General features: G+C 69.3%; 24 protein-coding genes. 9 read left to right on the top strand and 15 right to left on the bottom strand.

The features are described from left to right. Nucleotides 1–37 precede the first annotated feature (37 nt). From FOH10_RS24170 to FOH10_RS24160, 3 genes are read right to left on the bottom strand one after another with little or no spacing between them, the layout of a single operon-like run. Nucleotides 38–1,543, bottom strand: coding sequence for a tripartite tricarboxylate transporter permease (locus FOH10_RS24170; protein WP_143982449.1), 1,506 nt, complete (start codon nt 1,541–1,543; stop codon nt 38–40). Between the two features lies 1 nt (nt 1,544). After that, complete coding sequence (locus FOH10_RS24165; RefSeq protein WP_029926703.1) at nt 1,545–2,066, bottom strand: tripartite tricarboxylate transporter TctB family protein; 522 nt, start codon at nt 2,064–2,066, stop codon at nt 1,545–1,547. After that, nucleotides 2,063–3,067, bottom strand: a complete 1,005-nt coding sequence (locus FOH10_RS24160) for a Bug family tripartite tricarboxylate transporter substrate binding protein (RefSeq protein ID WP_218007419.1) — start codon at nt 3,065–3,067, stop codon at nt 2,063–2,065. The genes FOH10_RS24165 and FOH10_RS24160 overlap by 4 nt, the downstream gene beginning before the upstream one ends. Before the next feature lie 158 nt (nt 3,068–3,225). Here FOH10_RS24160 and FOH10_RS24155 point away from each other — a divergent pair, with 158 nt between their 5' ends. Both FOH10_RS24155 and FOH10_RS24150 read left to right on the top strand, forming a co-directional pair. Beyond that, a complete protein-coding gene (locus FOH10_RS24155) occupies nt 3,226–4,794 on the top strand; it encodes a sensor histidine kinase (protein ID WP_143982448.1) in 1,569 nt (522 codons plus the stop codon). Next, nucleotides 4,791–5,459 carry a response regulator gene (locus FOH10_RS24150; RefSeq protein WP_143982447.1) on the top strand — a complete coding sequence of 223 codons (669 nt, stop codon included), beginning with the start codon at nt 4,791–4,793 and terminating at the stop codon, nt 5,457–5,459. Before FOH10_RS24155 ends, FOH10_RS24150 begins: the two co-directional genes overlap by 4 nt. On the opposite strand, the gene FOH10_RS24145 is transcribed toward FOH10_RS24150, so the two are convergent. From FOH10_RS24145 to sodC, 7 genes are all read right to left on the bottom strand, one after another. Further along, the gene (locus tag FOH10_RS24145; protein ID WP_143982446.1) at nt 5,438–7,048 is read right to left on the bottom strand and encodes an MDR family MFS transporter; all 1,611 of its coding nucleotides are present in this window, start codon (nt 7,046–7,048) and stop codon (nt 5,438–5,440) included. The genes FOH10_RS24150 and FOH10_RS24145 overlap by 22 nt on opposite strands. Nucleotides 7,049–7,061: 13 nt before the next feature. Then, nucleotides 7,062–7,703, bottom strand: coding sequence for a TetR/AcrR family transcriptional regulator (locus tag FOH10_RS24140; protein ID WP_051038163.1), 642 nt, complete (start codon nt 7,701–7,703; stop codon nt 7,062–7,064). A 116-nt stretch (nt 7,704–7,819) separates the two neighbouring features. Beyond that, nucleotides 7,820–10,114, bottom strand: coding sequence for an esterase-like activity of phytase family protein (locus tag FOH10_RS24135; protein ID WP_143982445.1), 2,295 nt, complete (start codon nt 10,112–10,114; stop codon nt 7,820–7,822). A gap of 132 nt (nt 10,115–10,246) precedes the next feature. Then, entirely contained in the window at nt 10,247–10,609 is a 363-nt protein-coding gene (locus tag FOH10_RS24130) for an SPW repeat domain-containing protein (RefSeq protein WP_143982444.1), read from the bottom strand. Next, the gene (locus FOH10_RS24125) at nt 10,606–11,181 is read right to left on the bottom strand and encodes a vitamin K epoxide reductase family protein (protein WP_143982443.1); all 576 of its coding nucleotides are present in this window, start codon (nt 11,179–11,181) and stop codon (nt 10,606–10,608) included. Before FOH10_RS24125 ends, FOH10_RS24130 begins: the two co-directional genes overlap by 4 nt. 136 nt (nt 11,182–11,317) lie before the next feature. Continuing rightward, nucleotides 11,318–11,884, bottom strand: coding sequence for a copper chaperone PCu(A)C domain-containing protein (locus FOH10_RS24120; RefSeq protein ID WP_143982442.1), 567 nt, complete (start codon nt 11,882–11,884; stop codon nt 11,318–11,320). 86 nt (nt 11,885–11,970) lie between these two features. Continuing rightward, nucleotides 11,971–12,675: a superoxide dismutase[Cu-Zn] gene (sodC, locus tag FOH10_RS24115; protein ID WP_143982441.1), complete on the bottom strand. Its 705-nt coding sequence runs from the start codon at nt 12,673–12,675 to the stop codon at nt 11,971–11,973. Between the two features lie 175 nt (nt 12,676–12,850). On the opposite strand from sodC, the gene nhaA reads away from it, so the two are divergent. Together nhaA and FOH10_RS24105 are read left to right on the top strand one after the other, a co-directional pair. Continuing rightward, entirely contained in the window at nt 12,851–14,173 is a 1,323-nt protein-coding gene (gene nhaA, locus FOH10_RS24110) for a Na+/H+ antiporter NhaA (RefSeq protein WP_143982440.1), read from the top strand. Further along, nucleotides 14,170–15,357 carry an alcohol dehydrogenase catalytic domain-containing protein gene (locus FOH10_RS24105; RefSeq protein ID WP_143982439.1) on the top strand — a complete coding sequence of 396 codons (1,188 nt, stop codon included), beginning with the start codon at nt 14,170–14,172 and terminating at the stop codon, nt 15,355–15,357. The genes nhaA and FOH10_RS24105 overlap by 4 nt, the downstream gene beginning before the upstream one ends. 58 nt (nt 15,358–15,415) lie before the next feature. On the opposite strand, the gene FOH10_RS24100 is transcribed toward FOH10_RS24105, so the two are convergent. Further along, on the bottom strand, nt 15,416–16,450 hold the full coding sequence (locus FOH10_RS24100) for an NAD-dependent epimerase/dehydratase family protein (protein WP_308212890.1): 1,035 nt from the start codon (nt 16,448–16,450) through the stop codon (nt 15,416–15,418). Between the two features lie 182 nt (nt 16,451–16,632). Between FOH10_RS24100 and FOH10_RS24095 the strand changes: the two genes are divergently transcribed. Both FOH10_RS24095 and FOH10_RS24090 read left to right on the top strand, forming a co-directional pair. Then, nucleotides 16,633–17,769, top strand: a complete 1,137-nt coding sequence (locus FOH10_RS24095; RefSeq protein WP_143982438.1) for a multicopper oxidase domain-containing protein — start codon at nt 16,633–16,635, stop codon at nt 17,767–17,769. Nucleotides 17,770–17,844: 75 nt separating this feature from the next. After that, nucleotides 17,845–18,309: a hypothetical protein gene (locus FOH10_RS24090; protein WP_143982437.1), complete on the top strand. Its 465-nt coding sequence runs from the start codon at nt 17,845–17,847 to the stop codon at nt 18,307–18,309. A gap of 53 nt (nt 18,310–18,362) precedes the next feature. Here FOH10_RS24090 and FOH10_RS24085 read toward each other — a convergent pair whose 3' ends face one another. The 3 genes from FOH10_RS24085 to FOH10_RS24080 form a co-directional block, all read right to left on the bottom strand. Further along, nucleotides 18,363–19,013 carry an MFS transporter gene (locus FOH10_RS24085; RefSeq protein ID WP_342355906.1) on the bottom strand — a complete coding sequence of 217 codons (651 nt, stop codon included), beginning with the start codon at nt 19,011–19,013 and terminating at the stop codon, nt 18,363–18,365. Nucleotides 19,014–19,024: 11 nt separating this feature from the next. Beyond that, nucleotides 19,025–19,231, bottom strand: coding sequence for a hypothetical protein (locus FOH10_RS35285; RefSeq protein ID WP_221937863.1), 207 nt, complete (start codon nt 19,229–19,231; stop codon nt 19,025–19,027). Between the two features lie 153 nt (nt 19,232–19,384). Next, nucleotides 19,385–19,999 (bottom strand): TetR/AcrR family transcriptional regulator, encoded by a 615-nt coding sequence (locus FOH10_RS24080; protein ID WP_221937862.1) that lies wholly within the window; start codon nt 19,997–19,999, stop codon nt 19,385–19,387. 99 nt (nt 20,000–20,098) lie between these two features. On the opposite strand from FOH10_RS24080, the gene FOH10_RS24075 reads away from it, so the two are divergent. The 3 genes from FOH10_RS24075 to FOH10_RS34960 all read left to right on the top strand — a co-directional run bounded on the left by FOH10_RS24075 (nt 20,099) and on the right by FOH10_RS34960 (nt 25,072). Beyond that, on the top strand, nt 20,099–22,330 hold the full coding sequence (locus tag FOH10_RS24075) for an MMPL family transporter (RefSeq protein ID WP_143982436.1): 2,232 nt from the start codon (nt 20,099–20,101) through the stop codon (nt 22,328–22,330). A gap of 163 nt (nt 22,331–22,493) precedes the next feature. Beyond that, a complete protein-coding gene (locus FOH10_RS34965; RefSeq protein ID WP_186000575.1) occupies nt 22,494–24,275 on the top strand; it encodes a hypothetical protein in 1,782 nt (593 codons plus the stop codon). Further along, the gene (locus FOH10_RS34960; protein WP_186000574.1) at nt 24,272–25,072 is read left to right on the top strand and encodes an ESX secretion-associated protein EspG; all 801 of its coding nucleotides are present in this window, start codon (nt 24,272–24,274) and stop codon (nt 25,070–25,072) included. Before FOH10_RS34965 ends, FOH10_RS34960 begins: the two co-directional genes overlap by 4 nt. Here the strand turns inward: FOH10_RS34960 and FOH10_RS34955 are convergent. Then, on the bottom strand, nt 25,069–25,242 hold the full coding sequence (locus FOH10_RS34955; protein ID WP_158453138.1) for a hypothetical protein: 174 nt from the start codon (nt 25,240–25,242) through the stop codon (nt 25,069–25,071). The two genes, FOH10_RS34960 and FOH10_RS34955, sit on opposite strands and share 4 nt — an antisense overlap. Between the last annotated feature and the right edge of the window lie 66 nt (nt 25,243–25,308).

The following is a 25,308-nucleotide window of genomic DNA, read 5'->3' as shown; positions in this document are numbered from 1 at the left end:
GGCGCATCGGGGGCCGTCGTGGGATCGAATGGTGTCTCTACGATACGCCAACCGAGGTGCCGCGGCGCGCCCGCAGCAGTCGGGCGACCAGCGGCCAGGCCAGGATGGCGGCGATCACGGCGTAGACGGTGACCGAGAACCAGGTGTTGACCAGGCCGCTCAGCGCACCGTCGCTGATCTGCAGCGCGCGGCGCATCTGCTGTTCGGCGTTCGGCCCCAGAATGGCTCCGATAATGGCGGGCAGCAGCGGAACTCCGTAGCGGCGCATCAGGAATCCGAGCATGCCGATCAGCAGCAGCAGGATCAGGTCGGTGGTGTCGCCGCTCACCGCGTACGCGCCGACGCTGGCGAAGAACAGGATGCCCGCGTACAGGTACGGGCGCGGGATGAGCAGCAGTTTCGCCCACAGCGGTGCCAGCGGCAGATTCAGCGCCAGCAGCAGCACGGTGCCGATGAACAGGCTGGCGATGAGCGTCCACACCAACTCCGACTCCCGCTGGAACAGCAGCGGCCCCGGCTGAATCCCGTACTGCTGGAAGGCCGCCAGCATGACCGCCGCCGTCGCCGTGGTCGGCAGGCCGAGGGTGAGCATGGTGGTCAGCGTGCCCGCCGCCGACGCGCTGGCGGTGGATTCCGGTCCAGCCACGCCCTCGATCGCGCCCTTGCCGAACTCCTCCGGATGCTTGGACAGCTTTCGCTCGGTCGCATAGGACAGGAAGGTCGGGATCTCCGCACCGCCCGCCGGTACCGCGCCGAACGGATAGCCGATGAGCGGCCCGCGCAGCCACGGCTTCCAGGAGCGCTGGAAGTCGCTCTTGCTCAACAGCACTCGACCGACGGGTACGGCCGTGGCCGGTTGTCGGCGCAGATGCGCGGCCACCCAGAGCGCCTCGCCGACCGCGAAGAGCCCGACCGCCACCACGATCACGTCGATGCCGTCGGCCAGGTGCAGGGAGCCGAAGGTGAGCCGCTGCTGACCGGTCATCGGGTCGAGCCCGATCAGCCCGATCGCCAAACCGATTCCCAGCGAGGCGAATCCGCGTACCCGCGAACTGCCGAGCACCGAGGTGACGGCGATGAACGCCAGCAACATGACCGCGAAGTAGTCGGGCGCACCGATATTCACCGCCACCTTCGCCACCGCCGGAGCCAGCAGCACCAGCAGCAGCGTGCCGCACAACGCGCCGACGAAGTTGCCGATCGCCGCCGTCGCCAACGCCTGTGCGCCGCGCCCGCTGCGCGCCATCGGATGCCCCTCGATGGCGGTGACCACCGAGGCGGTCTCGCCGGGTGTGTTCAGCAGGATGGAGGTGGTCGACCCACCGAACATGCCGCCGTAATAGATACCGGCGAACATGATGAACGCGCCGGTCGGCTCGATGCTGTAGGTGATCGGCAGCAGCAGCGCCACCGCCATGGCGGGCCCGATGCCGGGCAGCACGCCGATGGCCGTGCCCAGCAGCACCCCGACGGCCGCGAGCAGTAGATGGGTGGGGGTCAGCGCCGTGCCGAACCCCGCGAGTAGATCCCCGAGTACATCCACGTCAGATCAGCCCCTCCAGTGGGCCGCCCGGCAACATGACCCCGAGCAGCCGGACGAATGCGATATAGGTGAGCAGCGACAGCGCTATCGCGATCACGGGATCGCGCACGTAGTGCCGGCTGCCGAGCGCGTAGGCCGCACCCCAGAACAGCAGCCCGCCCGAAATCGGGAAACCGACCACGTCGATGAGCATGATGTTGGCGACGAACACCCCGATGAGCAGCAGTACCGTCCGCCACTCCACGGGTGTGGACAGATCGATGTCCTCACCGGCCTCGGCCGGGCCGCGCCCGCCGCGCAGCACATCCACGGCGAGCACCACCGCGACCACGATCAGCAGCAGGCCGACGACCACCGGCACCGCGCGCGGCCCGACCGGGCCGCGCTGGGTGAAGTCGGCCGACATGGTCAGCGCGTCCACGATCACCAGCGCACCCGCCCCGGCCAGCAGGGCGGACACCCCGAGTTCGGACCGTTCACGCCACCAGGCCAGCGTCGAGGTGCGCCCGGGTCGCTCGGTCATGCCAGTCCCAGATCCTTCAGCACCGAGCCGACCTGGTCGGTCTGCCGCTGGATGAACGTGCCGAACTCGGTGCCGGTGACGAAGGCGTCGTCCCAGCCGTTGGCGGCGAGCGCGTCGCGCCACTGCGGCGAATCGTGCATGCGGGTGTAGGCGTCGATGAGTGCGGTGCGGTCGGCGTCGCTGATGCCCGGCGGTGCGACCACCCCGCGCCAGTTGGTGAACTCGACGTCGATGCCCGCCTCCTTCAGGGTGGGCGCGTCCACGTCGGCGATGCGCTCGGGTCCGGTCACGGCGAGCACCCGCAACTCACCGGCCTGGATCTGGTCGAGGTACTCGCCCACCCCGGAGACGCCGAACGCGATCTTGTCGCCCAGTACCGAGGCCAGCAGTTCACCGCCACCGTCGAACGGGATGTAGTTGACCGACTTCGGCTCGATGCCAACGGCTTTCGCCACCAGCATGGGTGCGAGGTGGTCCGGACCGCCGGGGGAGGAGCCGCCGCCCACCGGCACCGCGCCCGGATTCGCCTTCCAGTCCGCGACGAGCTGGTCGATGCTGGTGTACTTGGAATTCTTCGACACCACCAGGATGTCGGGTTCCTCGATCAGCTTCGCGATCGGCGTGGTGTCGGTCAGCGTGGAGGGCGAATTGTTGGTGTAGACGCTGCCGACCACACCCAGGCCCATCTGCATGACCAGTTTGCCGTTGCCGTCCTCGCCGACCAGGCGGCCCAGACCGACGGTGCCGCCCGCGCCGGGCAGGTTGAACACCTCCACCGAGCGCGCGATCCCCGCGTCTTCCATGGCCTTCGCGGAGGTGCGCGCGGTGATGTCGTAGCCGCCGCCGGGGGAGTTGGGCACCATGATCCGGACGCCGCTCAACTTCTCGCCTCCGGCCGCGGTGCTGCCGCACGCGGTCAGGGTCAGGGCCGCGACGGCAGCGGCCGCCAGTCCGGCCAGCATTGTGGATTTTCGCACTGTCGATCCCTCATCTCTCACCATCGAACAGGGTGGAATTGTGAGCAGGGCCACTGCGCGCTGTCTGCCTTGCGTCAGAAATGTTCGTTTTGTTCATAGTGTTCGCGGCGAAAACGGTCCGGTCGGGACCGTCGGGCGGTGAGACTGGCGACGGGCGATGAGGCCGGGAGGTACGAGAACACGTGGGCAAGAAGGGCTCGCTGGCACGACGGCTGCTGGCCCTGCAACTGACGATCGTGGTGGTCCTGCTCGCCGCGGTCGCGGCGGTGGTGGTCGCGCAGGTCGGCGAGACCTTCCGGGCCACCGAGTCGCGGCGCATGCTCGGCATCGCCGAGGACGTCGCCGCCAATCCGAGCCTGCGCGTGCTGCTCGCCGACCCGAAACAGCATCTGCGGCTGGCGCCCTTCGCCACCGTGGCGCAGGTGGCCTCCGGTGCCGATGTGGTCGTCATCGCCAGAATCGACGGCACGGTGCTGACCTCGCAGGACCCGGCGGAGATCGGCGAGCCGCTGGCCCTGGCCGATTCGACGGTGACCGAGGGGCGGGCCTGGGTCGGCGATGTCGACGGCGCGGTGGTGGCGCATGTGCCGGTGATCGGGCAGGGCAGTCACGAACTCGTCGGCTATGTCGCCGCGCGCAAACAGCTTCCGGGCTTCCTGACCATCCTCACCGAATCGTTCCCGCGCCTGCTCGGACTGCTGGGGCTGGCCTGCGTGCTCGGGATCGCGGGCTCGCTGTCGGTGACGTGGTGGGTCAAGCGGCAGACGCTCGGCCTGGAGCCCGCCGAGATCACCGGACTCGTCGAGCATCGCGAGGCCATGCTGCACGGCATCCACGAGGGCGTGGTCGGCCTGGATCAGCAGCAGCGCATCACCCTGGTGAACGACCAGGCCAAGGCGCTGCTGTCGCTCGGCGACGTGGTGGGGGCGAGCGTGCACGCCTTGGGGCTCAACGACCGGATTCTGGACGTCTTCACCGGCCGGGCGGCGGGCACCGATCTGGTCGGACTGCGCCGCGGCAAGGTGCTGATCATGAACCGCACCCCGATCCGCTGGGATCAGCGCACCCTCGGCGCGGTGATCACCCTGCGCGACCGCACCGAACTCATACGGCTGCGCGACGAACTGACCGAGAACCGCAATACCACCGATATGCTGCGCGCCCAGGCGCACGAGTTCAGCAATCGCCTGCACACCATCGCCGGACTCATCGAACTCGGCGAATACGACGAGGTGCGCCGCTATGTCGAGGTGGTGAGCGCGGGACGCGATCAGTGGCAGGCCGAGGTGACCGAGCGGATCGGCGACGTGGCGGTGGCGGCGCTGCTCATCGCCAAGGCCAGTCCCGCCGCCGAACACGGTGTGGGACTGCGGTTGTCGCCCAGCACCGCGCTGCCCGAGGTGGATGACGCGCTCTCCGCCGATCTGGTGACCGTGCTGGGCAATCTGGTGGACAACGCGCTGGACGCGCTGCGCGGTCCGGGCTGGATCGAGGTCGATCTGCGCCGGGTGGACGGGGCGGTGCGGGTGGTGGTGCGCGACTCCGGTCCCGGTGTCGCACCCGAGATCGCCGAGGAGGTCTTCCGGCACGGCTTCACCACCAAGGCCGCCGAGCGCGGCGGCGCCCGGGGGCTCGGACTGGCCATCACCCGGCAGACCTGCGTGCGGCGCGGTGGCTCGGTGTCGGTGCACAATGCCGAGGGCGCGGTCTTCACCGCCACCCTCCCGCTCACCCCGGTGGTGTCGCGATGATTCGGGTGCTGGTCGTCGACGACGACTTCATGGTAGCCCGGGTACACAGCGGATACGTCTCCCGCACAGCGGGTTTCGAGGTCGCCGGGGTGGCGCACACCGGCGGCGAGGCGCTGCGCATGGTCGGTGAGCTGCGTCCCGATCTGGTGCTGCTCGACATCTATCTGCCCGATATCGACGGCCTGTCGGTGCTGCGCGGTATCCGGGAGACCGCCGAGGCGGATGTCATCGTGGTCAGCGCCGCCGACCACGTGGACACCATTCGCGCGGCGGTGCGCGGCGGCGTCCTGCACTATCTGATCAAGCCGTTCACCTACGGCGCGCTGCACGATCAGCTCCGCCACTTCGCCGCCCTGCACACCAAACTCAGCGGCCTCGACCGCGCCGCCCAGGCCGACATCGACCAGGTCTTCGGCGCCCGCCCGAGCGGCACCATCGCCCTGCCCAAGGGCCTGACCGCGCATACCGCCGACCTGGTCGCCCGCGTCCTGCGCGCCGCCGACACCGACCTCTCCGCCCAGGAATGCGCCGACGCCGCCGCGCTCTCACGCGTCAGCGCCCGGCGCTACCTGGAGTACTTCGTGGGCACCGGCCGCGCGGAGGTCCGACTCCGCTACGGCGGCACCGGCCGCCCGGAACGCCGCTACCGCTGGACCGGATCCTGAGCAGCCGGATGGGATTCCGGCTCCGACGTATCCGCAGCGAGGACCGCCTCGCCGCGCGCGACCATGCCCGCCTCGTCGGAGAGCTTCAGGTGCGGGATGAACAGCGCGAGCAGGAAGGCTACGGCCACGCCGGGGAGCAGGTACCAGAAGCCGGGGACCAGGGCGTCGACGTAGGCGCTGACGATGGCATCGTGCAACTGCTGCGGTAGGTGCTTGACCACGGTCGGCACCAGGGCGCCGGGGTCCAGTCCGGCGGCCTGCTGGCCGTGCTCCTGGAAGGCATCGGTCAAACCCTCGGTGAGGCGGCTGGTGAAGATCGAGCCGAAGACGGCGACACCGATCGCGCCGCCCATTTCCCGGAAGTAGTTGTTGGCGCTGGTGGCCGTGCCGATCTGGTCCGGCGACACCGCGTTCTGCACCACCAGCACGATGATCTGCATGATCAGGCCGAGGCCCGCGCCCATGACGAACAGCATGCCCGACACCACCCACATGGAGGTGTCCGCGCGCAGTTGGGTCAGCCACACCATGCCGATGCCGATGATCAGCGCGCCCAGCGGCGGATACACCCGGTAGCGACCGGTCTTGGTGATGGCCGCCATGGACGAGATCAGCGTGGCCAGCAAGCCGACCATCATCGGGATCAGCAGTAGCCCCGAGACCGAAGCGGAAGCGCCCGTGGCCATTTGGAGGTAGGTCGGAATGAAGGCGAGCGCCGCGAACATCACCAGACCGACCACCAGACCGATGGTCGAGGTGAGAACGAAGGTGCGGTTTCGGAACAGCCACAGCGGCAACATCGGTTCCTCGGCCCGCGCTTCCACCGCCACGAAGGCGGCGATCACCAGCACCAGCGCGACGATCATCGACAGGATGACCGAAGAATCCCACGCGTAGCGCTTACCGCCCCAGTCGGTGACCAGAATGATCAGCGTGGTGGCCGCGGACATGAGCACGATGCCGAGATAGTCCGGCTTGGACTTGGGCCGATGGCTGGGAATGCTCAGGTATTTGAACGCGATGGCCATGGCCACCAGGCCGACGGGCACATTGATCCAGAAGCACCAGCGCCAGCCGATGTGGTCGGCGAAGAAGCCGCCGAGCAGCGGTCCGGCCACCGAGGTGATGCCGAAGACCGCTCCCATCGGGGCCATGTACTTGCCGCGATCCTTGGCGGGCACCACGTCGGCGATGATGGCCTGCGCCAGGATCATCAGACCGCCGCCGCCGACGCCCTGGAGTCCGCGGAAGGCGATGAACTCCCAGAAGCCGGTCGCCAGCGCCGCGCCGATCGAGGCGGCGGTGAAGACGCCGATGGCGAACAGGAACAGCCACCGCCTGCCGAACAGGTCGCCGAACTTACCGTAGATCGGCATGACGATGGTGGTGGCCAGCAGATACGAGGTTGCGGTCCAGGCCATTTCGGAGACGCCGCCGAGCTCGCCGACAATGGTCGGCATGGCGGTGCCCACGATGGTCTGATCGAGGCTGGCCAGGAACATGCCCGCGATGAGCGCGGAGAAGATGAGCCAAATCCGCTTCTGGGTCAGGACGATCGGGGTGGGTGGTGATGCGGCAGCCGTGGTCATCGGCGCGTCTCCTTCATCTGTTGTCGGGCTTGCGGACGCTCTGAGATCCGCTGAAGAGTTCGATCGCCATGGCGCATTGCGCTCGCACCGCGTCGGCCAGTGACCGGGATGGGTTCTCGCGCAGGGACGTCGCGGCCCGGGTGGCCAGTGTGGACATGAGTCCAGCTGTGAGACCGGCGAATTCGGCTGAGACGGTGTCACCGAGGCGGGCGGACAGTAGTTCCCGCAGGGCGTCCTCGTGTTGGGCTCCGGCAGCGATGAATCCGGCCAGCACCCGAGGCTCGGTCTCGATGATCGATGCGACCAGTGCGATGCTCTCACGCACTTCGTCTTCCGGTTCGTAGCCGGAGACGTAGAGCCGGATCACATCGTCGATCAGCACGCCGGTCGGCCCCCCGGCCGCGAATTCCAATCGCGCCTCGGGTGTTCCAATCTCGCCGACCGGTCCGACCACGGCGTCCAGCTTGGTCTCGTAGTAGTTGAAGAAGGTGCGCGGTGAGACGCCCACCGCCTTGGCGATCTCGTCGGTCGTCGTCGCGTCCAAACCGTGTTCGGCGGCCAGCCGTCGTGCCGCCATGCACAGATCGAGTCGGGTCTGTCGCTTCTTGCGCTCACGCAGTCCGAGTTCGGGCTCCTCGCGCCTCGCTTCCGCCATACTCGGAAATTTAGCAGAAACTGCAAAAATTCAGAAACTGCAAATTCTATCGCTGGAGAACGGCGAAGGGACGGCGGCGGACCACCTGGTCCGCCGCCGTCCCTTCGGTTCCAAGATCAGCTCGGCGTGCCCAGGCGCAGCAGCACGGTTTCGCCGGTGGCGTCGTCCAGGCCGTCGTTGTCGGTGACGACGTAGAGTTCGCCGTTGCCCGCGACGGCCATCCCCTCGACCTTCTCCTGCACCCAGCCGTTGCCGGCGCGCAGGTCGGGGAGCAGGTCGTGGGCGGTGGTCTTGTCCAGCACGGTCGGCTGGGCGGTGCCGGTCACGCCTGCCTCGGCCGGGATGGCGACCCGGGTGACCACCTTGAGTGCCGCGTTCGGGCCACTGAGCTTGTCGCGCTCCAGCAGCAGCAGGGTATCGCCGTCGACCGCGATCTCGGACAGGCCGATCCAGTCGCCCTTGGTGTCGGTGCCGTCCAATCGGTAGCCGTACCACTGCCATTCGCCGGTTTCGGGCCGGTACTTGCCGATGCGGGCCACCCCCTTCGGATCGGACTTCAGCTCGCGCTGCAGCACCACCCACACGGTCTCGTCCGCGCCGGAACCCTGCACCGCGATGCCCTCCAGGCCCTGCTTGCCGAGTCCGGCCGCGATCTCGGCGGGCAGCTGGATCCGCTGCTCGATCGCACCGTCGGCCGCCACCCGCAGCACCTGGTTGCCGGGGCCGTCCTCGCCCTCGACGGCCAGGTAGAAGCCGCCGTCGGCGCGGGCCGCCAGTCCCTCGATATCCAGTTCCGCCGGTGTGCCGTTGTCGGTGACGGCGATGTCGGTGTCGATCACGGCCGGAGTCACCGAGACGTCCAGGCCGAGGATGCGGGCCGGGCCGTAGGCGTTGTCGGTGGCGGTGAACAGCCGGTCGGCGGCGGCCGGGTCGGGGCTCAGCGCGCCGAGCGCACCCCAGCCGATCGGCGTGCCGTCGGCATCGGCCGAGACGATCGACGGGAACTCGGGCGTGCCGCCGTCGGCGTAGTCGGAGCCGTAGCCGAACAAGCTGACGGTGCCGCGCACCCCGGCCTTCGCGTCGTCCACCTCGGAGGAGACCGCCAGCAGATTCCGGTTCGGAATCGGGACGATGCCCTCGGGACCGACACCGGTCGCCAGCACCTGCCGGAACACCGGCTCGGCCGGATTCGAGACGTCGTATACCGCGACGAAGTTGCCGCGCTCCGAACCGATCAGCGCCACCGGGACGCCGTTCAGTTCGGTGACCGCGATCCCCTCGGGTTCGGTGCCCTTCTTTCCGGCGCGATCGTCGTTGTGGAGGCCGACGCGCATCGCCAACTGCTCGAACGAGTTACCGGCGTCCCAGACCACCGCGCCGGAGGCGGCGTCGAAGACGGTCCAGCCGCGCGAGCCGCCCTTCCAGTCGCCCTCGTTGGCGGTCACCACGTGGTCGTCGCCGATCCAGGCGATCGAATCCGGTTCGCGCGGGACGTCTTTCAGCGATCCGCTCGGATCGATCCGGCCGTCCTTCTCGGTGTCGATGCCATCGGCCGACACCTGCCCGGCGGAGAACACCTTCCGCACGGTTCCGGCGGCGGCGTCGATGATCGCGATGCCGTTGTTCTCCTGGAGGGTGACGGCCACCTCGCCGCGCGCGTTGAAGCTCACGTACTCCGGCTCGAGATCCTCGGGCGCGGCCAAACCCGCCGCGCGGGCGGCGGATTCGTCGATGCGCACCGGGGTGGCCGCCCACTGCTGCGGCGCGCCGGTCAGGTTCAGCAGCTGCACGAAGCCGGTCGGCGGCTGCGGCAGATCACCCTTCTCGCCGCCCGGCGGCGTGAACTCCTCGTCGCGCTGATTCTCCATGGCGATGGCGGCACGGGTGCCGTCCGTGCTGACCGCGATCGAATCCGGTTGCCCGCCCAGGTCGATGCTGTGCACCTTGGTGCGGTCGCTGATGCGCACCACGTCCACGCGTCCGGACGGCGCGGTGAAGTCGCCGCCGCTGCTGTCCACCACGACCAGCACGTAGTCACCGGCGACCGCCACCGAGGTGGGCTGGTCGTCGGCGTGGCCCAACTGCTCCAGTGAGACCGAACCGGTGCCCTTGGGAGCGGCCGGATCGCCGAGGTCGACGAAACCGATGCGCTTACCGGCCGCGTCGGTGTAGATCAGGGTCTTGCCGTCGGCGGTGACCGCGGAGATCTCGGCGGAGGTTTCCGCGTCGGCCGCCGCCCCGTCCGGGCGGTTCTCGACGATCGGATAGGTGGCCAGCCGGTGGTAGCTGTTCGCGGCGTCGCGCTCCCAGCCCGGCGCGGCCGCCGGGCCCGCCTGCCGGTCGTCGGATCCGCACGCGGTGGCGAGCACCGCCACCGCGGCGACCGCCGCACCCAGTCGCCAACGTCTCATCCCGGCCACACCGTACTCCTCGCAACGATCTTCTCCCCTCAGACGGGGGAACCCGGTGATCGTGGCGGAGACGGGTAGCCATCAGGTAGCGATGGAATGAACTCGCGGCCGTGTGGTCGGCCGCGAGGTGGTTCAGCCGGTGTCGGTGGCGTCCGGATCGCGGCGCAGCAGACTGGCCCAGCCGCCGCCGAACCGCTGGCGCGGGGACCGGCTCAACGGGACCAGCACCAGTGTGAGCACCCCGACGACCAGACTGTTCACCGTTGCCGTGGAAGGGAAGTCGAGTATCCAGGGAGCCAGCAGCAGCCAACCCGCGGTGAGCAGATTGAGCCAGCGCATCCCCCGCAGGATGTCGTAGGCGGCCAGATAGCCGATCGCCGCGAGCACCGGCCCCGCGATGCGGTCGCTGGTCGCCGCCGGTGCGCCGTAGTCGAGGACGGCGGGCGAACCCATCAGCCAGATCCCGAGGGCCGCGATGACGAACTGGGGAATCATGACGCCGCCTCCGTTTCCCTCTGCCGCAGCCCCCAGAACGCCCGCCACACCGACTCGCCGCGATCGTGCACTCGCCGCAGATACTGCAGGCTCGCCAGCACCTCGTCCATGGCGGGCGGGATCATCACCATGGAGATGACGGCCGAGGCCAGACACAATGTGCAGAACGCGCCGTAGAGCACCGGCTGCGCGATCACCAGCAGAATGCTGATGGTGCCCAGCGGGCCGACCGCGATGCCGAACACCACCACGATCCACGGCATGGTCCGCCAGCGCCGCACGCCCCCGTACGCGCCGGAGACGGCGTCGGCCAGATAGGCGAGCGCGCCCAACGTCGCATCCGACACGGGCAGCACGTACGACAGTTTCGAGTCCAGAATGACCCGGCTGCCGTCACCGAAGAACGGCTCCCACACGGTCGGCACCACGTCGTACTGGTAGAGCGCGAGATACGTGGCGATGGCGAAGCCCACCAGCGCGATGCCCACGATCGGCAGTCGCTGCGACCAGGAGGAGGGGTTCCACGTCCAGCGCGGCGGGATGGCGTCGGACCGCCGCGCGGAGCCGTTCATCGCCACACCGGCCGAGTGGTTGTCGCGGTGTCGATCGGTGTTCCGAATGCCGTGTCGCGCATCGTTACCTCTCCTGCTCCGGATCCGTCCCTCCGGCTCCCTGGCCCGGGCGGGAGGTCCGCTGCGTGGCCGCCGGTCAGCGCTGCGGCCGGGTCGGTGACGGGGGTTCACCCTTGCTCCACACGTCGAACGGCACTCCGAAGGTCACCTCGCCGCCGCGTTCGAAGACGAAGGTGAACGGCAACGCCACCCCGGGCCGCAGGGCGCCCGCGACCGGGCGCACCACGACCGTGAACGGCTCGTCGGGTGCGGTCGCCGGATCCACCGATTCGATCGGCTGCCCCGCGGCGATCGCGGTACCGGCGTCGATGACCAACTCGTCGGGTTCGGCCTCGATCCGCACCTCCTCGGCGGCCGCCGAGGCTATCGCCAGCAGCCGGTCCGGAGCGCCGATGCCGGTGTGAATCGCGGTGAACGACAGGCTGACCGAACCGTAGTCGCCGATCCGCTCACCCACGGACTCCGCCGCGAGATACACATTGCGCAACGCGATATCACCGGCCTCGGCATTGCTGCCGTTGACCGGGTTCTTGTCCATGCTGGTCTGCGAGAGCTGCCCCGCGCCGCACCCGGTGAGCAGTCCCGCCACCAGGATGAGCGCGGCGCACGCGGCTGGTGACAGCCCCGGAAAACGTCTCGGCATGCCGAATTCCTCACTGCGGCCGAGGGTTGATCGATGTCATCGGCGAGATGCCCGATGACATACGACCCAAACTTCGGCCGGGTCGCTCACATGACCGCCGCGCAGACGGATCGCGGTCCGGCATCGCCGGTGGAGCGGGTTTCGGCATCGGGCACCTCACCGCCCGGAACGGTGTAGCGGGGCGGGATATTGCCGAAGTTGTCCGCGCCCGCGTGGATGATGGCGGCGCGACCGACGCCGCCGTTGCGCAGATCCTCCAGCGTGAAGGCGGAGGTGGTCGTCACCAGCAGACCGCGGCCGTCGGGGCGGACGTGCACGGAGGTCAGATCGCCGCTGGCGGGCTGTCCGGTGTGCCCGTCCACCTGCATATGGCCACCCGCCGAGCGGAACGCACCGGGTTCGCCGCCCTCCGGCGGAGCGGAATCCGGTTCGCAGACGCCGCGCTCGTGGATGTGGAAACCGTGGAAGCCGGGGTCCATGCCGTGCACCTCGGCGCGAACCTCGACGAAGCCGGCGCGTTCGATGAAGGTCACGGTGCCGGCGGGACGGCCCTCGGCGTCGACGAAACCGGCGGAGACGGTGTTGCCGCCGGGGGAGTGGCCCGGCTCCCCGGGCGCGTCCCCGATCGTCGACGGCACCGTGCTCCCGGTCCACACCGACGGCATCGTGCCGGTGGTGTCGCTCGGGTTCTGGTCGGCCATACATGCGGCGGTGAGACCGGTCGCGGTGGCCAGCGCCGCCACGGCGGCGAGGCGGGATCGTACGGATCGCCGAATCGAGTCGCGTGGCATGGGCTCACTCCTGTTCGTCGGGTGCTGCGGTGTCGTTCGGGTCTATGTCGAGCGGTTAACCACTGTGACGGCGCTGATGCCCGGGTCGGCGCGATCATTCGGTTGAAGCCGGGTGCACCGGGTAGTCGCGGCATATCGAGAGCAGACGATTCGACACTGCGACGGAGGGATGCGGATGGCGGCGAACGGGGGTCGGGACGGGTCGCCCCGGGAGGCCGCGACCGGCTCGTCGGTGGCCGCGAGCCAGCCGTCCACCAATCTGCTGTTCCCGATTCCGCCGCCGCCCGAGGACACCCGGGTCGCCGCCCTGCTGCGCCGCGAAACCGTCGGCGGCGTACTGGTTCTCGCGGCGACGGTGCTCGCGTTGGTCTGGGCGAACTCGCCCTGGCAGGACGCCTACGCCACGGTCCGTGATTTCACCTTCGGGCCGCACGTCGCCCATCTGCACCTGTCGGTGGGGGAGTGGGCGGCCGGGGGTTTGCTGGCGATCTTCTTCTTCGTCGCCGGGCTCGAACTCAAACAGGAGTTCGTGACCGGTGAGCTGAGCCGGTTCCGCAAGGCGATCCTGCCCGTGGCGGCCGCGCTGGGCGGCATGATCGTGCCCGCGCTGGTGTACGTGGCGATCATCGCGAGCACGGGGGTGGACGCGCTGCGCGGGTGGGCCATTCCGTCCGCGACCGATATCGCCTTCGCGGTCGCCGTTCTCGGCCTGATCAGCACCCATCTGCCGCCGTCGCTGCGCACCTTCCTGCTCACGCTGGCGGTCGTGGACGACCTCATCGCCATCACCATCATCGCCGTGTTCTACTCGGGGACGTTGACCCCCGCGTACTTCGGCGGTGCGCTGCTCGCCCTGCTCGCCTTCGCGTTCGTGGTGCGGCGCTGGCCGCGAAGATGGTGGCTGCTGCTCCCGCTGGCGGTCGTGACCTGGGCGATGGTGCACGGTGCCGGGGTGCACGCCACCGTCGCGGGACTGCTGTTGGGCGCGGTGGTCCCGGTGCGCGGCGGCGATCGAGACCCTTATCCCGCGCAACGGCTCGAGGACCGCTGGCGACCGGTCGCGGCCGGGCTGGCGGTGCCGGTGTTCGCCCTGTTCGCGGCCGGGGTGTCGGTCCGCGGGCTGCGCGGTCTCACCGAGGCGCTCACCGATCCGGTGGCGATCGGCATTGTCGCCGGTCTGGTGCTCGGCAAGTCCTTCGGCATCTTCGGGACGACCTTCGTCGTGGCCCGCTGGACCCGCGCGCGCCTGGATCCCGGCCTGCGCTGGATCGACGTCTACGGCGCGGCCCTGTTGGCGGGCATCGGCTTCACCGTCTCCCTGCTCATCTCCGAACTCGCCTTCGGCCCCGGCAGCCCGCACGCCGAACGCGCCAAGATCGGCGTGCTGTGCGGCTCCCTGACCGCCGCTGTCGTGGCCGCCGTCATCCTCCGCATTCGCAATCGCGCCTACCGGCTCGCCGAACACGAGGAAGAGACCGAACAAGAGGAGGAAACATGAAAGCGGTGACTTGGCAGGGACGGCGCAAGGTGGCGGTGGATACCGTGCCGGACCCACGTATCGAAGCGCCCGGGGACGCGGTCATCAAGGTGACCTCGTCGGCGATCTGCGGATCCGATCTGCATCTGTACGAGGTGCTCGGCGCGTACATGAGCGAGGGCGACGTGCTCGGGCACGAGCCGATGGGCATTGTGGAGGAGATCGGTTCGGCGGTGACGGAATTGGCGGTCGGTGATCGAATCGTGGTGCCGTTCCAGATCAGCTGCGGCACCTGCTTCATGTGCTCGACCGGTCTTCCGACGCAGTGCGAGACCACGCAGGTGCGCGAATATGGATGCGGCGCGGCGCTGTTCGGCTATTCCAAGCTGTACGGCCAGGTTCCGGGCGGGCAGGCCGAATATCTGCGTGTGCCGCACGCCGATTTCACTCACGTCAAGGTGCCGCACGGTCCCGACGACACCCGCTTTCTGTATCTGTCGGATGTGTTGCCCACCGCCTGGCAGGCGGTCGAGTACGCCGCCGTGCCCGAGGGCGGCTCGGTGACCGTGCTCGGGCTCGGCCCGATCGGCGATATGGCCTGCCGGATCGCCGCGCACCGCGGCTACCGGGTGATCGGGGTCGATCTGCTGCCCGAACGGCTCGGCCGGGTGGCCGGACGCGGTATCGAATGCGTCGATCTCGCCGCCGCCGACCAGCCCATAGGCGACATCATCCGGGAGCGCACCGCCGGGCGGGGCACCGATGCGGTGATCGACGCGGTCGGCATGGAGGCGCACGGTTCGCCCGTGGCCGCCCTGGCCCAGCGTTCGGCCACGCTGCTGCCGGATGCGGTGGCGCGCAAGATGATCGACACCGTGGGCATCGACCGGATGGCTGCCCTGTACAGCGCGATCGATATCGTCCGGCGTGGCGGCACCATCTCGTTGATCGGCGTGTACGGCGGCATGGTGGACCCCATCCCGATGCGCATCCTGTTCGACAAGCAGATTCAGTTGCGCATGGGGCAGGCCAACGTCAAACCCTGGGTGGACGACCTGCTGCCGCTGCTCGTGGACGGTGACCCGCTGGACGTGGAAAGCTTTGCCACGCATCGACTTCCGCTCGGCGCGGCGCCGCACGCCTATCGAATGTTCCAGGAGAAGTCCGAGGGGGCGGTGAAGATCGTGCTCGACCCGGCCGCGTGACCGGATCAGCCGCGCCCGCTCAGCAGCCGTGGGTCGTGGTCGACCGGGTCGAAACCACCTACACCCGAGGTGAATTCATGAATTCGCAGCGGACCGCCCGCGTCGGCGGCGAGCGGAGGCGTATCCAGGTCGGCGCCGTCGCGCAGGCCCCCCAGCAGTTCGCGCAGTGCGTCGGCGGCGCTGTGGCGGGCGTCCAGCCCAGTTCGTCGCGCGCCCGCGTGGTGTCCATGATCGGCAGGCGCAGGAAGGCGTCCAGCAGTCGCGGGTCGACCGGTAGCAGGCGCAGCCGCCAGGCGGCGGCGACGGCGGCTCGCAATGGCCGCACCGGAATCGGGACGGGTCGGGCTCCGAGCAGTTCACCGAGCGAGTGCGGGTCGAGTACCGGCTCCGCCGCGATATTGAACGGTCCCGCCACCTCCCGGATGACGGCCAGCCGGTACGCCTGCGCCACATCGGCACTGTGCACCGCCTGGAATGCCAGGTCCCGGGGCGCCGGGAGCACGGGGAGCAGTTCCGGGCGCACCAGCGGGTTCGGCAGCAGCGGTCCGGCGAACAACCGGCGCTGTTCACTGGCCGCGCCGCGCTGGAAGATGAACGCGGGCCGCAGCCGCACGACTCGGCAGTGTGGATAGGCGAAGGCGAACCCGTCGAGCAGCCGCTCCACGTACGCCTTCTCCCGCGTGTACCCCGCCTCCGGCCAGCCGTCGGTGGGCCAGCTCTCGGTGACCGGTCGCACATCGCGGCGCGGTGAATACGCGCCCACCGACGAGGCGTAGATCAGCGCCGGAACCGACGCGGCCGCGACGGCTCGCAATACCCGTTCGGTGCCGTGCACATTGGTGCGCCAGGTATCGAGTGGCCGTCGCATCGGCTGGATGGCCCACGCCAGATGCACCACCGCGTCCGCTCCGCGGAGCAGCGGCTCCAGCTCGTCGGTCCGGATATCGGCGCCGACCCACTCCGTCTTCTCGACCTGTCGCTCGGGGATGCGGCGGGCCACTCCGAGAATGGAGGTCACCGCCGGATCGGCGGCCAGCGCGGCCACCACCGCGGTTCCGACATTTCCGGTACCGCCCAGTACTACGACTCGCATCCCGACTCCTCACCACGACGACGCCTCTACGGTCGCGGCATACCCGACCTCGCGGTGCCCACACGCGGACGGCTGGGCGGCGCTGCGATCAACCCGGGGTGAAGTAAGATTTGCCTAATCTAACTCTTGCGGGGTGCCGGGTTGTCCGTTCCCTGCCGGATCGAGTTGCGCAGGAGTCGAGTGTGCGAGGATTCCGTACCGTAAGCACCGCGGTCGGAACCGCGTTGATCGCGGTCACCGCCTTGGTGGCAGGCTGTGCCACCGCGCCGGATCGGACTTCCGGCGGCCGATCGAGCGGCACCGAGCGCGTGTATTACATCGCCGCCGATCCGGTGCGCTGGGACTACGCACCCGACGGCGAGAACCGCATCCACGGCGAGCCGTTCGACGACGACGAACGGGTATTCGTCGGCAGCGCCCCGGACCGGATCGGCTCGACCTACGCGAAATGCCTGTACCGGGGTTACACCGACGACACCTTCAGCACCCGGATCGAACGCGACGCCGACGATGCCTACCTGGGTTTCCTCGGCCCGGTCATCCGCGCCGAGGTCGGTGACACCATCAGGGTGGAATTCCGCAACAACTGCTCGTTCCCGGCCTCGGTGCACCCGCACGGCGTGTTCTACGACAAGGACAGCGAGGGCGCGCCCTATGCCGACGGCACCGGGGCCGCCGACAAACACGATGACGAGGTGCCGCCCGGCGGCGGCCACACCTACCACTGGGAGGTGCCCGAGCGGGCCGGTCCGGGTCCCATGGAGGGCAGTACCGCCATGTGGATGTACCACTCGCACTCCGATGAGATCGGCGACGTGTACGCCGGGCTGAGCGGTTTTCTCATCGTGACCGCGAAGGGCGAGGCCGATCCGGACGGCAGTCCGGCCGACGTCGATCGCGAGGTGTTCTCGCTGTACGAGGTCGTCGACGAGAACCAGAGCCCGCTGCTCGCGGACAATCTCGCGGGGCTGGCGGCGGCTCCCGCGGATCCCGAGGACGAGGAGTTCGTCGAGTCGAATCTCATGCACGCCATCAACGGCTTCGTCTACGGCAACGGCCCGGTGGTGACGATGCGCAAGAACGAGCGCGTGCGCTGGTACCTCATGGGCATGGGCACCGAGGTGGACCTGCACACCCCGCACTGGCACGGCAATACCGCCGTGGTGAACGGCATGCGCACCGATGTGGTGAGCCTGCTGCCCGCGACCATGGCCACCGCCGACATGCGCCCGGACGCCACCGGGACCTGGTTGTTCCACTGCCATGTGGGCGACCACATCGCGGCCGGAATGCAGTCGTTGTATCGCGTGGTCGATTGACGCAACGCCCGCATCAATCGGCCGGGGCTGGGTAACGCCGCCGTAGAGGTTCCCAACTCTGACGAGGAGGCGGCTATGCCGATGTCCTGCAACAAGATCGTTCGTACCACCGTGGCCGCCGGGTTCATCGCGGCCGGGGCGATGCTGGCGGCCTGCGGCGACGACGAAGAGCCCGGTGTCCAGGACACCACCACCATGACCACACCGGATCTCACGACCACGACCACGGCGACGGCCACGACCACTCCCGGCGGGGACGAGGACGTGGTGACGCCCGCCGCCGCCCAGCAACTCTGCGACATGATCGAGCCCGAACTCGACAACTGGCGCGACCAGGGCGCGACACTGGCCAAGGTCTCCTTCAACGGCACCGTGCAGAACTGGGCGGTTCGCAATGAGGGGCTCAACGACGAGGTGATCGGCGATACCACCATCGTCGACGAGGCCACCACCAACACCTGCCCGGACATCCGCCAGCAGGCACTCGAGGTGCTCGAGGTGCAGAACCTGTCCGACGCACTGGTCGGCTTCGGTAGCTGATCGCCGCGAGTAGCAGCACCGACGGGTGGTCGGCAGTCGCTACCCGCGTGGTGTCACGCGGGCGTTGGTAACTGTTCGCGGACGGCGGTGAGGGTGAATACGCCGGTGGCGGCCGCCACCACCGCCAACGCGGCCAATCCGAGCCCGTAGGAGCCCAGCGCACCGTACACCGCGCCCATCACCAGCGGTGGCACGAAGCCGCCCAGACCGCCCGCGGCGCCGACCATTCCGGTGACCGATCCGACCCGTTCGGCCGGGGCGAGCAGGGCCACCAGTGCGAACACCGCGCCGCTGGCGGCGCCGAGCGCCGCGGCCATCGACAGGAACGCCGCGGTGGCCACCGGCATCACGGCGGGCGTGGATGCCTGTACCGCGGCCGCGACGGTCACCACGGCCATGGCGGTGGCCAGCACTCGAATCGGCCCGAGATGGTCGGCCAGCCAGCCGCCGACCGGACGCATGGCCACCGCCAGCAGGACGAAACCGGCCATCCGCGCGGCCGCGTCCGCCTGTGTCAGCCCGTACGCGGTCTTCAGATAGGCCGGCAGATACACGGAGAAGGCGACATAGCCGCCGAACGTCACCGCGTACAACACCGCCGCCTGGCGGGTCACCGTCATGCGCGCGGTCGAACTCAGCCGTCGGGTCAGCGGCTCGGTCGGAACGACCCGGCCGGGAGCATCGCGAAGGACCAGCGCCGCCACTATCGCGTAGATCAGCAGTGCGGCCGCGGTGAATCCAGCGCATCCTTGAACGACGGACCCAACGGACTCAACAGCGCCCACGCCCAGAAGTTCAGCGCGAACCCGACCGTCGCCAGGGTGAGCATCAGGAGTCCCCGTGTCGACGTGGACTCGGCCTTCTCGGTGGGCGGAACCGGTTCTGGCGCAGATATTTCCAGGTTCTCTTCGGCTGTGCTCATCGCCACATCCCGCATCCGGTCGTGTCATCGGTGCCGCCCGTTTCGTCGGCACCTCGAGCATCGGCCGCACCGCGTGGTCGTCAGCAGAGGCGGTGGGTTTCGACCCTGATGACCATCGTCCCTAGCCCACCGTCGATGGATGCCCGCAGCATCTCAGCGGGGCGCGAGTTCGGTGAGGTAGCCGCGCAGGGCGCGTTTGGTCTCGCGGATCAGGGCCGCGCGTTCGGGTTCGGTCGCGGCGATGATGGCGGGCATGGTCGCCCGCACGATCTGCACCGCGATGAGCGCGCCGCGGCGGCGGTCCTCGATCGGCAGGTCCGGGTAGCGGACGGCGATGACCGATTCGGCGCGGCCGAGGACGGCCTGCTGGAGGGGTCTGGTGCCCGCGGCGAGGCTGGCGGGCATGTCGGGGTTGGTGAACAGGGCCTTGGCGCCGGGGTTGTCGAGGTTGAAGGCGATGAGCGGGTCCAGTAGGTGATCGACGAGTTCGTCGAGGGGGAGTTCGGCGAGGTCGGTGCGGTCGAAGGCGGAGGCGTGCGCGGCGCGGAAGGCGTCGACCAGTCGGGTCGAGAGGGCCTCCGCGATGGCCTCCTTGTTGGCGAAGAACTGGTAGAGCGAACCGGGGGAGACCCCGGCGCGGGTGGCGATGGCATTGGTCGAGGTCGCCTCGTAGCCGAGTTCGCCGAACAGTTCCAGTGCCGCGTCCAGGATGACGGACATGCGCTGCCTGCCGCGCTCCTGGCGGCGGACGGAACGGGCTTCGGGCACCACACCTCCTGTTGACAAATACGAGAGACCTCTCGTAATTTCAAAAACACGAGAGCTCTCTCGTATTCGCTGAGGCTAGCAGACCGACGGAGTCCACCCATGCCTGTATTGCACCGACTAGGCACCCTTCTCGCTCATCGACCCCGGCCGGTCCTGGCCGCGGGGCTGCTGCTCACCATCGTGCTGGCGGTGATCGGCGCGGGCGCGATGGGTGCGATGATCCTGAACCGATGGGAGGCTCCGGGCACCGAATCGGTGCGTGCGCAGGAGCTCTTGCAGCGCGAATTCCACACGGGCAACGCCAATTTCATTCTGCTCGTGACGGCTGTCGCGGGCGGCGTGGACGATACCGCCGTCGCCGCCGCGGGGCGTGAACTCACCGCGGAGTTGCGCACCGACCCCGCGGTCGCCGATGCCTGGTCGTACTGGTCGGAGGAGGGCGACCCGACCATGCGCAGCGCGGACGGCCGGCAGGCGGTGGTCCTCGCTCACGTCGCGGGCGACGCCACCGCCGCGCGCGCCGAGATCGTGGATCGGCTGCTGCCCGCGTACACCCGGGCCGACGACGTCGTGCGGGTTCAGGTCGCGGGCGCGGAGGCGGCATCGGGCCAGATCAGCGCCCAGGCCGCGCAGGACTTCCTGCGCGCCGAGATGATCATCCTGCCCGTGATGCTGCTGCTGTTGCTGCTGCTGTTCCGCCGCACCCGGCTCGCCCTGTGCACGCTGGGCGTCGGCGTGTTCTCGGTCGTCGCCACCCTTGCCGCGCTGCGCGGGGTCGCCGCCCTTACCGACGTCTCGACCTTCGCGGCGAATATCACGCTGGTGATGGGGATCGGCCTGGGAGTGGACTACAGCCTGTTCGTCATCACCCGGTTCCGCGAGGAACTCGGCAGGGGTGCAACGGTTTCCGATGCCGTCATCACCTCGGTGCGCACCGCCGGGCGCACGGTGCTCTTCAGCGGCGCGACGGTCGCGGCGGCGCTGGCGGTGCTGCTGGTCTTCCCGTATTCGTTCCTGCGGTCGTTCGCGTACGCGGGTGTGCTGGTGGTCCTGATGGCCTGCCTCGGTGCGCTGGTGCTGCTGCCCGCGGCGCTGGCCGTGATCGGTCATCGCGCGCTGCCGCGTCGCCCCCGCGCCAGCGCCGAGACCGAGCGCGGCTTCTGGTATCGCTTCGGTGATGCGGTCATGCGCTACCCGGTGCGGTTCTCGATCGCCGGTCTGCTGCTGATCGCCGTCCTCGCCGCACCCGCGCTCGGTATGCGGATCGGCCTGCCCGATGATCGCGTGCTGCCGCCCAGTGCCTCGACCCGGCAGGCGTACGACGAACTGCGCGCCGCCTTCACCGTCGAATCCAATGACACCATCCACTTCGTCGCACCGGACGGACGGCGGGTCGGTGCGGACCGCGTCGCCCGGTACGCGGTCGAGCTGTCCCGCATCGACGGTGTGGCGCAGGTGAATTCGGCCGCCGGTGTCTTCGTGGACGGCCGCGAGGTGCGCGCCGTGCCGCATCCGGAACGATTCGTCGGCGACACCGCCGCCCGGCTGGAGGCCGTTCCGCTGCGGGAGGTGCTCGCGGGCACCGACGTCCCCGGTTTCGTGGCACAGCTGCGCGCGGTCCCCGCACCGTTCGACACCGTGCTGGTCGGCGGCTATCCCGCCGAACTCACCGACTTCCGCGCGACGCTGACCGACCGCATCCCCCTGGTCGCGGTGCTCATCGCGGTGGTCACCTTCGTGCTGGTGTTCCTGATGTCGGGCAGTCTGCTGATTCCGCTGAAAGCCATTGTGCTGAACCTGCTCAGCCTGTCGGTCATGTTCGGCGCGCTGGTGCTCATCTTCCAGAACGGCGCGCTCGCAACGCTTCTCGGCTTCACCCCGATCGGCACCCTGGACCCCGCCTTCCCCATCCTGCTGTTCTGCGTCGCCTACGGCCTGTCCATGGACTACGAGGTGTTCCTGCTCTCCCGCATCGCCGAGCGCTACCGCGCCACCGGCGACAACCGCCGCGCCGTCCTGGAGGGGCTGCAACGCGCCGCCCCACTGATCACCGCCGCCGCGGTCATCCTGGCCGTCTCCTTCTCGCTCTACGCCACCGGCCGCGTCATGTACCTCCAGATGCTCGGCATCGGCACGGCGGTGGCCATCATCGTCGACGCCACGCTCATCCGCGCCGTCCTGGTACCGGCCTTCATGCGCCTGGCCGGTCGCGCCAACTGGTGGGCCCCCGCACCGCTGCGAAAACTGGCCGCCCGCTTCGATTCCCACGCCGATGACGCGCCCGCGATGCCCGCGCGGGCAGCAGCCCAGCCGTCGATGCCGGTCGGATAGGCCGATGCGGGCCCGGTCGGTCGTCCATCCAGGGCATCCCCAGCCCAGGCTGGGCGCGGCCCTGGTGGGCGGGCCTGGCGCCGCCGCACGCTGGGGACGAAATCTGCTCGCGCACAGCGATTCCGAGCGATGCCCGGTCGATCACCGGTAGGAGAGCGATCATATGAGCGAGATCCAGAACCCCACGGACCTCTGGCCGGTGCTCCGCGAACGCGCACAGACCGGGCAACTCGAATTCGAACCGGACGTCGCGTACGAGGCCGCCGAACTGGCCTCGGAGGTGATCGGCGAGCTGCTCGCCCTTCGGCTGGTCGCCGAACAGGTGGAGGAGAACGAGCCGGTCTCGAATCTGTCCTCCGGCTCCACCTTGGCTTCCAGATTCGCGATGAAGGGCAGCGAGTTGCACCGACTGCTCGGGAGCCATATCGGCATTCTCGAGGATATGGTCGACACGTTCGTCGCCGCCGGGCGCACCTACGCCATCGCCGAGGGCGAGAACGCCGACAGCTTCGATGATCTCTCGGTGCCGGAGCGCCCCACGGAACTGCCCGGTGGGCCGCCGGAGCGAACCGCGATCCCCGGACCGCTCGACAGCCGGTCCGAATACTCCGTCCCGGCCGATGGCACCGCACATGACATCACACCCCAGACTCAGCGGTTGCAGCACCACGACGCCTTCGACGTCACGACTGTCACGGTCGAGAGCGCCGCCAACAAGTCGTACGAATTCCTCTACGAACTCGGCCAGAGCATCGCCGATTCGTCATCGCCGCAGCGGACGGCGAACTGGTCCGGTATCTGGGAATGGATGGCGGATCAGCTGCGGGAGACGTTCCTCGAGTTCATCAACCGCATGGACTCGGTCACCGCCGAGCAGTGGCGCGGTGCGGGTGGCGAGGCGGCGGTGGCGTCGGTGCACAACTACACGCGAAGTATGTCGACGCTGTGGGAGAGCATGCGCCTGATGGGCGACAATCTCGCGTATACGTCGGGGTGGCTGGAGGCGACCCGGGTCAGCATGCCGCAGGACGCGGAGAACCCGGCCGGAACCATCGAACCCGGCGGGCTGGAGATGACGGGCGTCGGTGTGGGCAATATGACGACCTACAGCTCGGATACGACCGTGGTGGACCCCACTCCGCAGTATCGGCGGAACATGTATCAGACCTACGGCTCAGGATTGCCGTGGTCGATGCGTCGGCTGCCCACCTTGCCCGAACCCCAGGTGGCGGTGGAGGGGATCGACATTCCGACGCAGTCGAACGGGTCCGGCGGATCGGGCGGCACCGGGGCGGCGGGTGCTGGTGGCGTGGCTCCTGCGGTGGCCGGTGTCGGAGCCGCGCTGCCCGGTGTCGCGGGCAGCGGGCAGCCTGCCGTGCCGATGTCGACGCCCAGTCCGCCGTACCCCGACGCCGGGGGTCTACGGCCGGGCGTGCAGGGGCAGTCTGCCACCACGCCGCGCGGTGCCACCGCGCCACGCGGGGCCGACACCTCCGGCCAATTGGCCGACAGCGCACTGCGATCCGCCCAGCAGGCGCTCACCGCCGGTCAGGGCGCGCTGTCGGGCATACCTGGTCCGGGGCGGGTGGACCCCTCGCCCGTCTCGGCGCGACCCACCGATGCCGCGGTGAAGGGGCCTTCCGGCAGTTCGACGGGTGGTCGGGCCGGGGGTGGCGGGGGAGTGCCCCCGGTGCGCGATCCGGCGCAGTCGGCCCGGCTGTTCCCGCGCGCCACCCCGCCGGTGGACATTCCCGCAGCGTCCACCCGCGCGGCGACGCCGATGGCCGGGATTCCGGGTACCCCGGGCGCGGCGGGTGCGCACGGGGGCGCCGCGAACAAGGATGGGAGCGCGCACAAGCGGCCGGTCCATCTGGAGGGCGCCCATCATGTCGAGGAGGGCCTCGGGGCGCCGCTCATCGTCTCCCGGCCGGTGCTGGACGAATGACACCCGACTGGACCTTCGACGATCTGGAGTTCGTGGCGCTCTGGTCGGAGCACGACGAGGACGAGCTGCCGCATCCGTTCGTGTTCACCAGCCGCATCCCGCTGCACGACGACTACGTGCGTGCGCTTGCCCGGACGCGTGAGCGGTTGCGGCACAGCGTGTCGCCCGAGGTCCGTGACGTGCTGCGGATGGTGGCGCGGCCGGAAATCCGCATCGCCGTCCGCGCGGCCGACGCCCGTATTCCGAAGGATCCGGCGAGCAGTATCCGGCTGTTGGGGATTCTGGGGAACGGGCAGGCGTATCTGCTGCGACAGCTGCCCGGCGAAACCGTCGATCACAGCGCCGGATTCACCATCACCGCGTGCGATCCGGCCGGACTGGCCGATGCGGTGGTGGCGGCGCTGCCGGAGGCGCCGCCGGGTCGTCGGCCACGGCTGGTGCTGGATGTGCTGTCCGACGGGTTGGACTACAGCCACGAGCGCTATCGCGCCCTGGAAATGTACGAGGACACCGAACTGGAGATCGCCCGACGGTTCGTGGCGACAGCGCCGTCGCGTGTCGGCTGGGTCGAGGTGGCGCAGGGCGTATCGGGTTTCGGTCCGCGCGGACGCGTGAGTCGTCTGCCGCGCTGGCGGGAGCTGCCGGGGGACGGTCGCTATGTGATCGTCCCCGGACCGCCCACCGTGGCGCGGTCCGCGGACGCCCGGGTGTTCGCGGACATGGTCGGTGCTGAGATCGCCGAGGTGGCGGCGGCTGTCATGGACGAACGCCGGTCCCTCGCGCGTCGGCCCAGCTAGGCGCGGTCGGATTCGTCCCGGGCCGCCAGGGCTTGCTGGCGTAGTCGCGCGATCTGCGCGTCGAAGCGGGTGTGACCCCAGGCCGAGCGGTTGGGGCGTGGCCGTTCGGCGCGGGTGACGGCCATCTCGGTGTTGGGCGAGCGGAATTCGGTCCGCTTGTTCGACATCATCGTCGGCCTCCGGGTTCGGTTCGACTCCACGATGGCTCGCTGTGCGGGGGGTACCCGCTTTCGGCC

It is taken from the genome of Nocardia otitidiscaviarum (assembly GCF_007362295.1).
Taxonomy (GTDB): domain Bacteria; phylum Actinomycetota; class Actinomycetes; order Mycobacteriales; family Mycobacteriaceae; genus Nocardia; species Nocardia otitidiscaviarum.
Note: the sequence above shows the minus strand (reverse complement) of the source record. Positions and strands in the feature narration are given on the sequence as shown.

Bases quoted from the DNA above. Each gene is read 5' to 3' on its own strand.
- FOH10_RS24120 (WP_143982442.1), bottom strand. From the start codon at position 11,884: ATGCCGAGACGTTTTCCGGGGCTGTCACCAGCCGCGTGCGCCGCGCTC.
- FOH10_RS34955 (WP_158453138.1), bottom strand. From the start codon at position 25,242: ATGATGTCGAACAAGCGGACCGAATTCCGCTCGCCCAACACCGAGATG.
- FOH10_RS24160 (WP_218007419.1), bottom strand. From the start codon at position 3,067: ATGGTGAGAGATGAGGGATCGACAGTGCGAAAATCCACAATGCTGGCC.
- nhaA (WP_143982440.1), top strand. From the start codon at position 12,851: ATGGCGGCGAACGGGGGTCGGGACGGGTCGCCCCGGGAGGCCGCGACC.
- FOH10_RS24140 (WP_051038163.1), bottom strand. From the start codon at position 7,703: ATGGCGGAAGCGAGGCGCGAGGAGCCCGAACTCGGACTGCGTGAGCGC.
- FOH10_RS24165 (WP_029926703.1), bottom strand. From the start codon at position 2,066: ATGACCGAGCGACCCGGGCGCACCTCGACGCTGGCCTGGTGGCGTGAA.
- FOH10_RS24090 (WP_143982437.1), top strand. From the start codon at position 17,845: ATGCCGATGTCCTGCAACAAGATCGTTCGTACCACCGTGGCCGCCGGG.
- FOH10_RS24075 (WP_143982436.1), top strand. From the start codon at position 20,099: ATGCCTGTATTGCACCGACTAGGCACCCTTCTCGCTCATCGACCCCGG.
- FOH10_RS34965 (WP_186000575.1), top strand. From the start codon at position 22,494: ATGAGCGAGATCCAGAACCCCACGGACCTCTGGCCGGTGCTCCGCGAA.
- FOH10_RS24145 (WP_143982446.1), bottom strand. From the start codon at position 7,048: ATGACCACGGCTGCCGCATCACCACCCACCCCGATCGTCCTGACCCAG.
- FOH10_RS24100 (WP_308212890.1), bottom strand. From the start codon at position 16,450: ATGCGAGTCGTAGTACTGGGCGGTACCGGAAATGTCGGAACCGCGGTG.
- FOH10_RS24125 (WP_143982443.1), bottom strand. From the start codon at position 11,181: ATGAACGGCTCCGCGCGGCGGTCCGACGCCATCCCGCCGCGCTGGACG.
- FOH10_RS24105 (WP_143982439.1), top strand. From the start codon at position 14,170: ATGAAAGCGGTGACTTGGCAGGGACGGCGCAAGGTGGCGGTGGATACC.
- FOH10_RS24150 (WP_143982447.1), top strand. From the start codon at position 4,791: ATGATTCGGGTGCTGGTCGTCGACGACGACTTCATGGTAGCCCGGGTA.
- FOH10_RS24135 (WP_143982445.1), bottom strand. From the start codon at position 10,114: ATGAGACGTTGGCGACTGGGTGCGGCGGTCGCCGCGGTGGCGGTGCTC.
- FOH10_RS35285 (WP_221937863.1), bottom strand. From the start codon at position 19,231: ATGAGCACAGCCGAAGAGAACCTGGAAATATCTGCGCCAGAACCGGTT.
- FOH10_RS34960 (WP_186000574.1), top strand. From the start codon at position 24,272: ATGACACCCGACTGGACCTTCGACGATCTGGAGTTCGTGGCGCTCTGG.
- FOH10_RS24130 (WP_143982444.1), bottom strand. From the start codon at position 10,609: ATGATTCCCCAGTTCGTCATCGCGGCCCTCGGGATCTGGCTGATGGGT.
- sodC (WP_143982441.1), bottom strand. From the start codon at position 12,675: ATGCCACGCGACTCGATTCGGCGATCCGTACGATCCCGCCTCGCCGCC.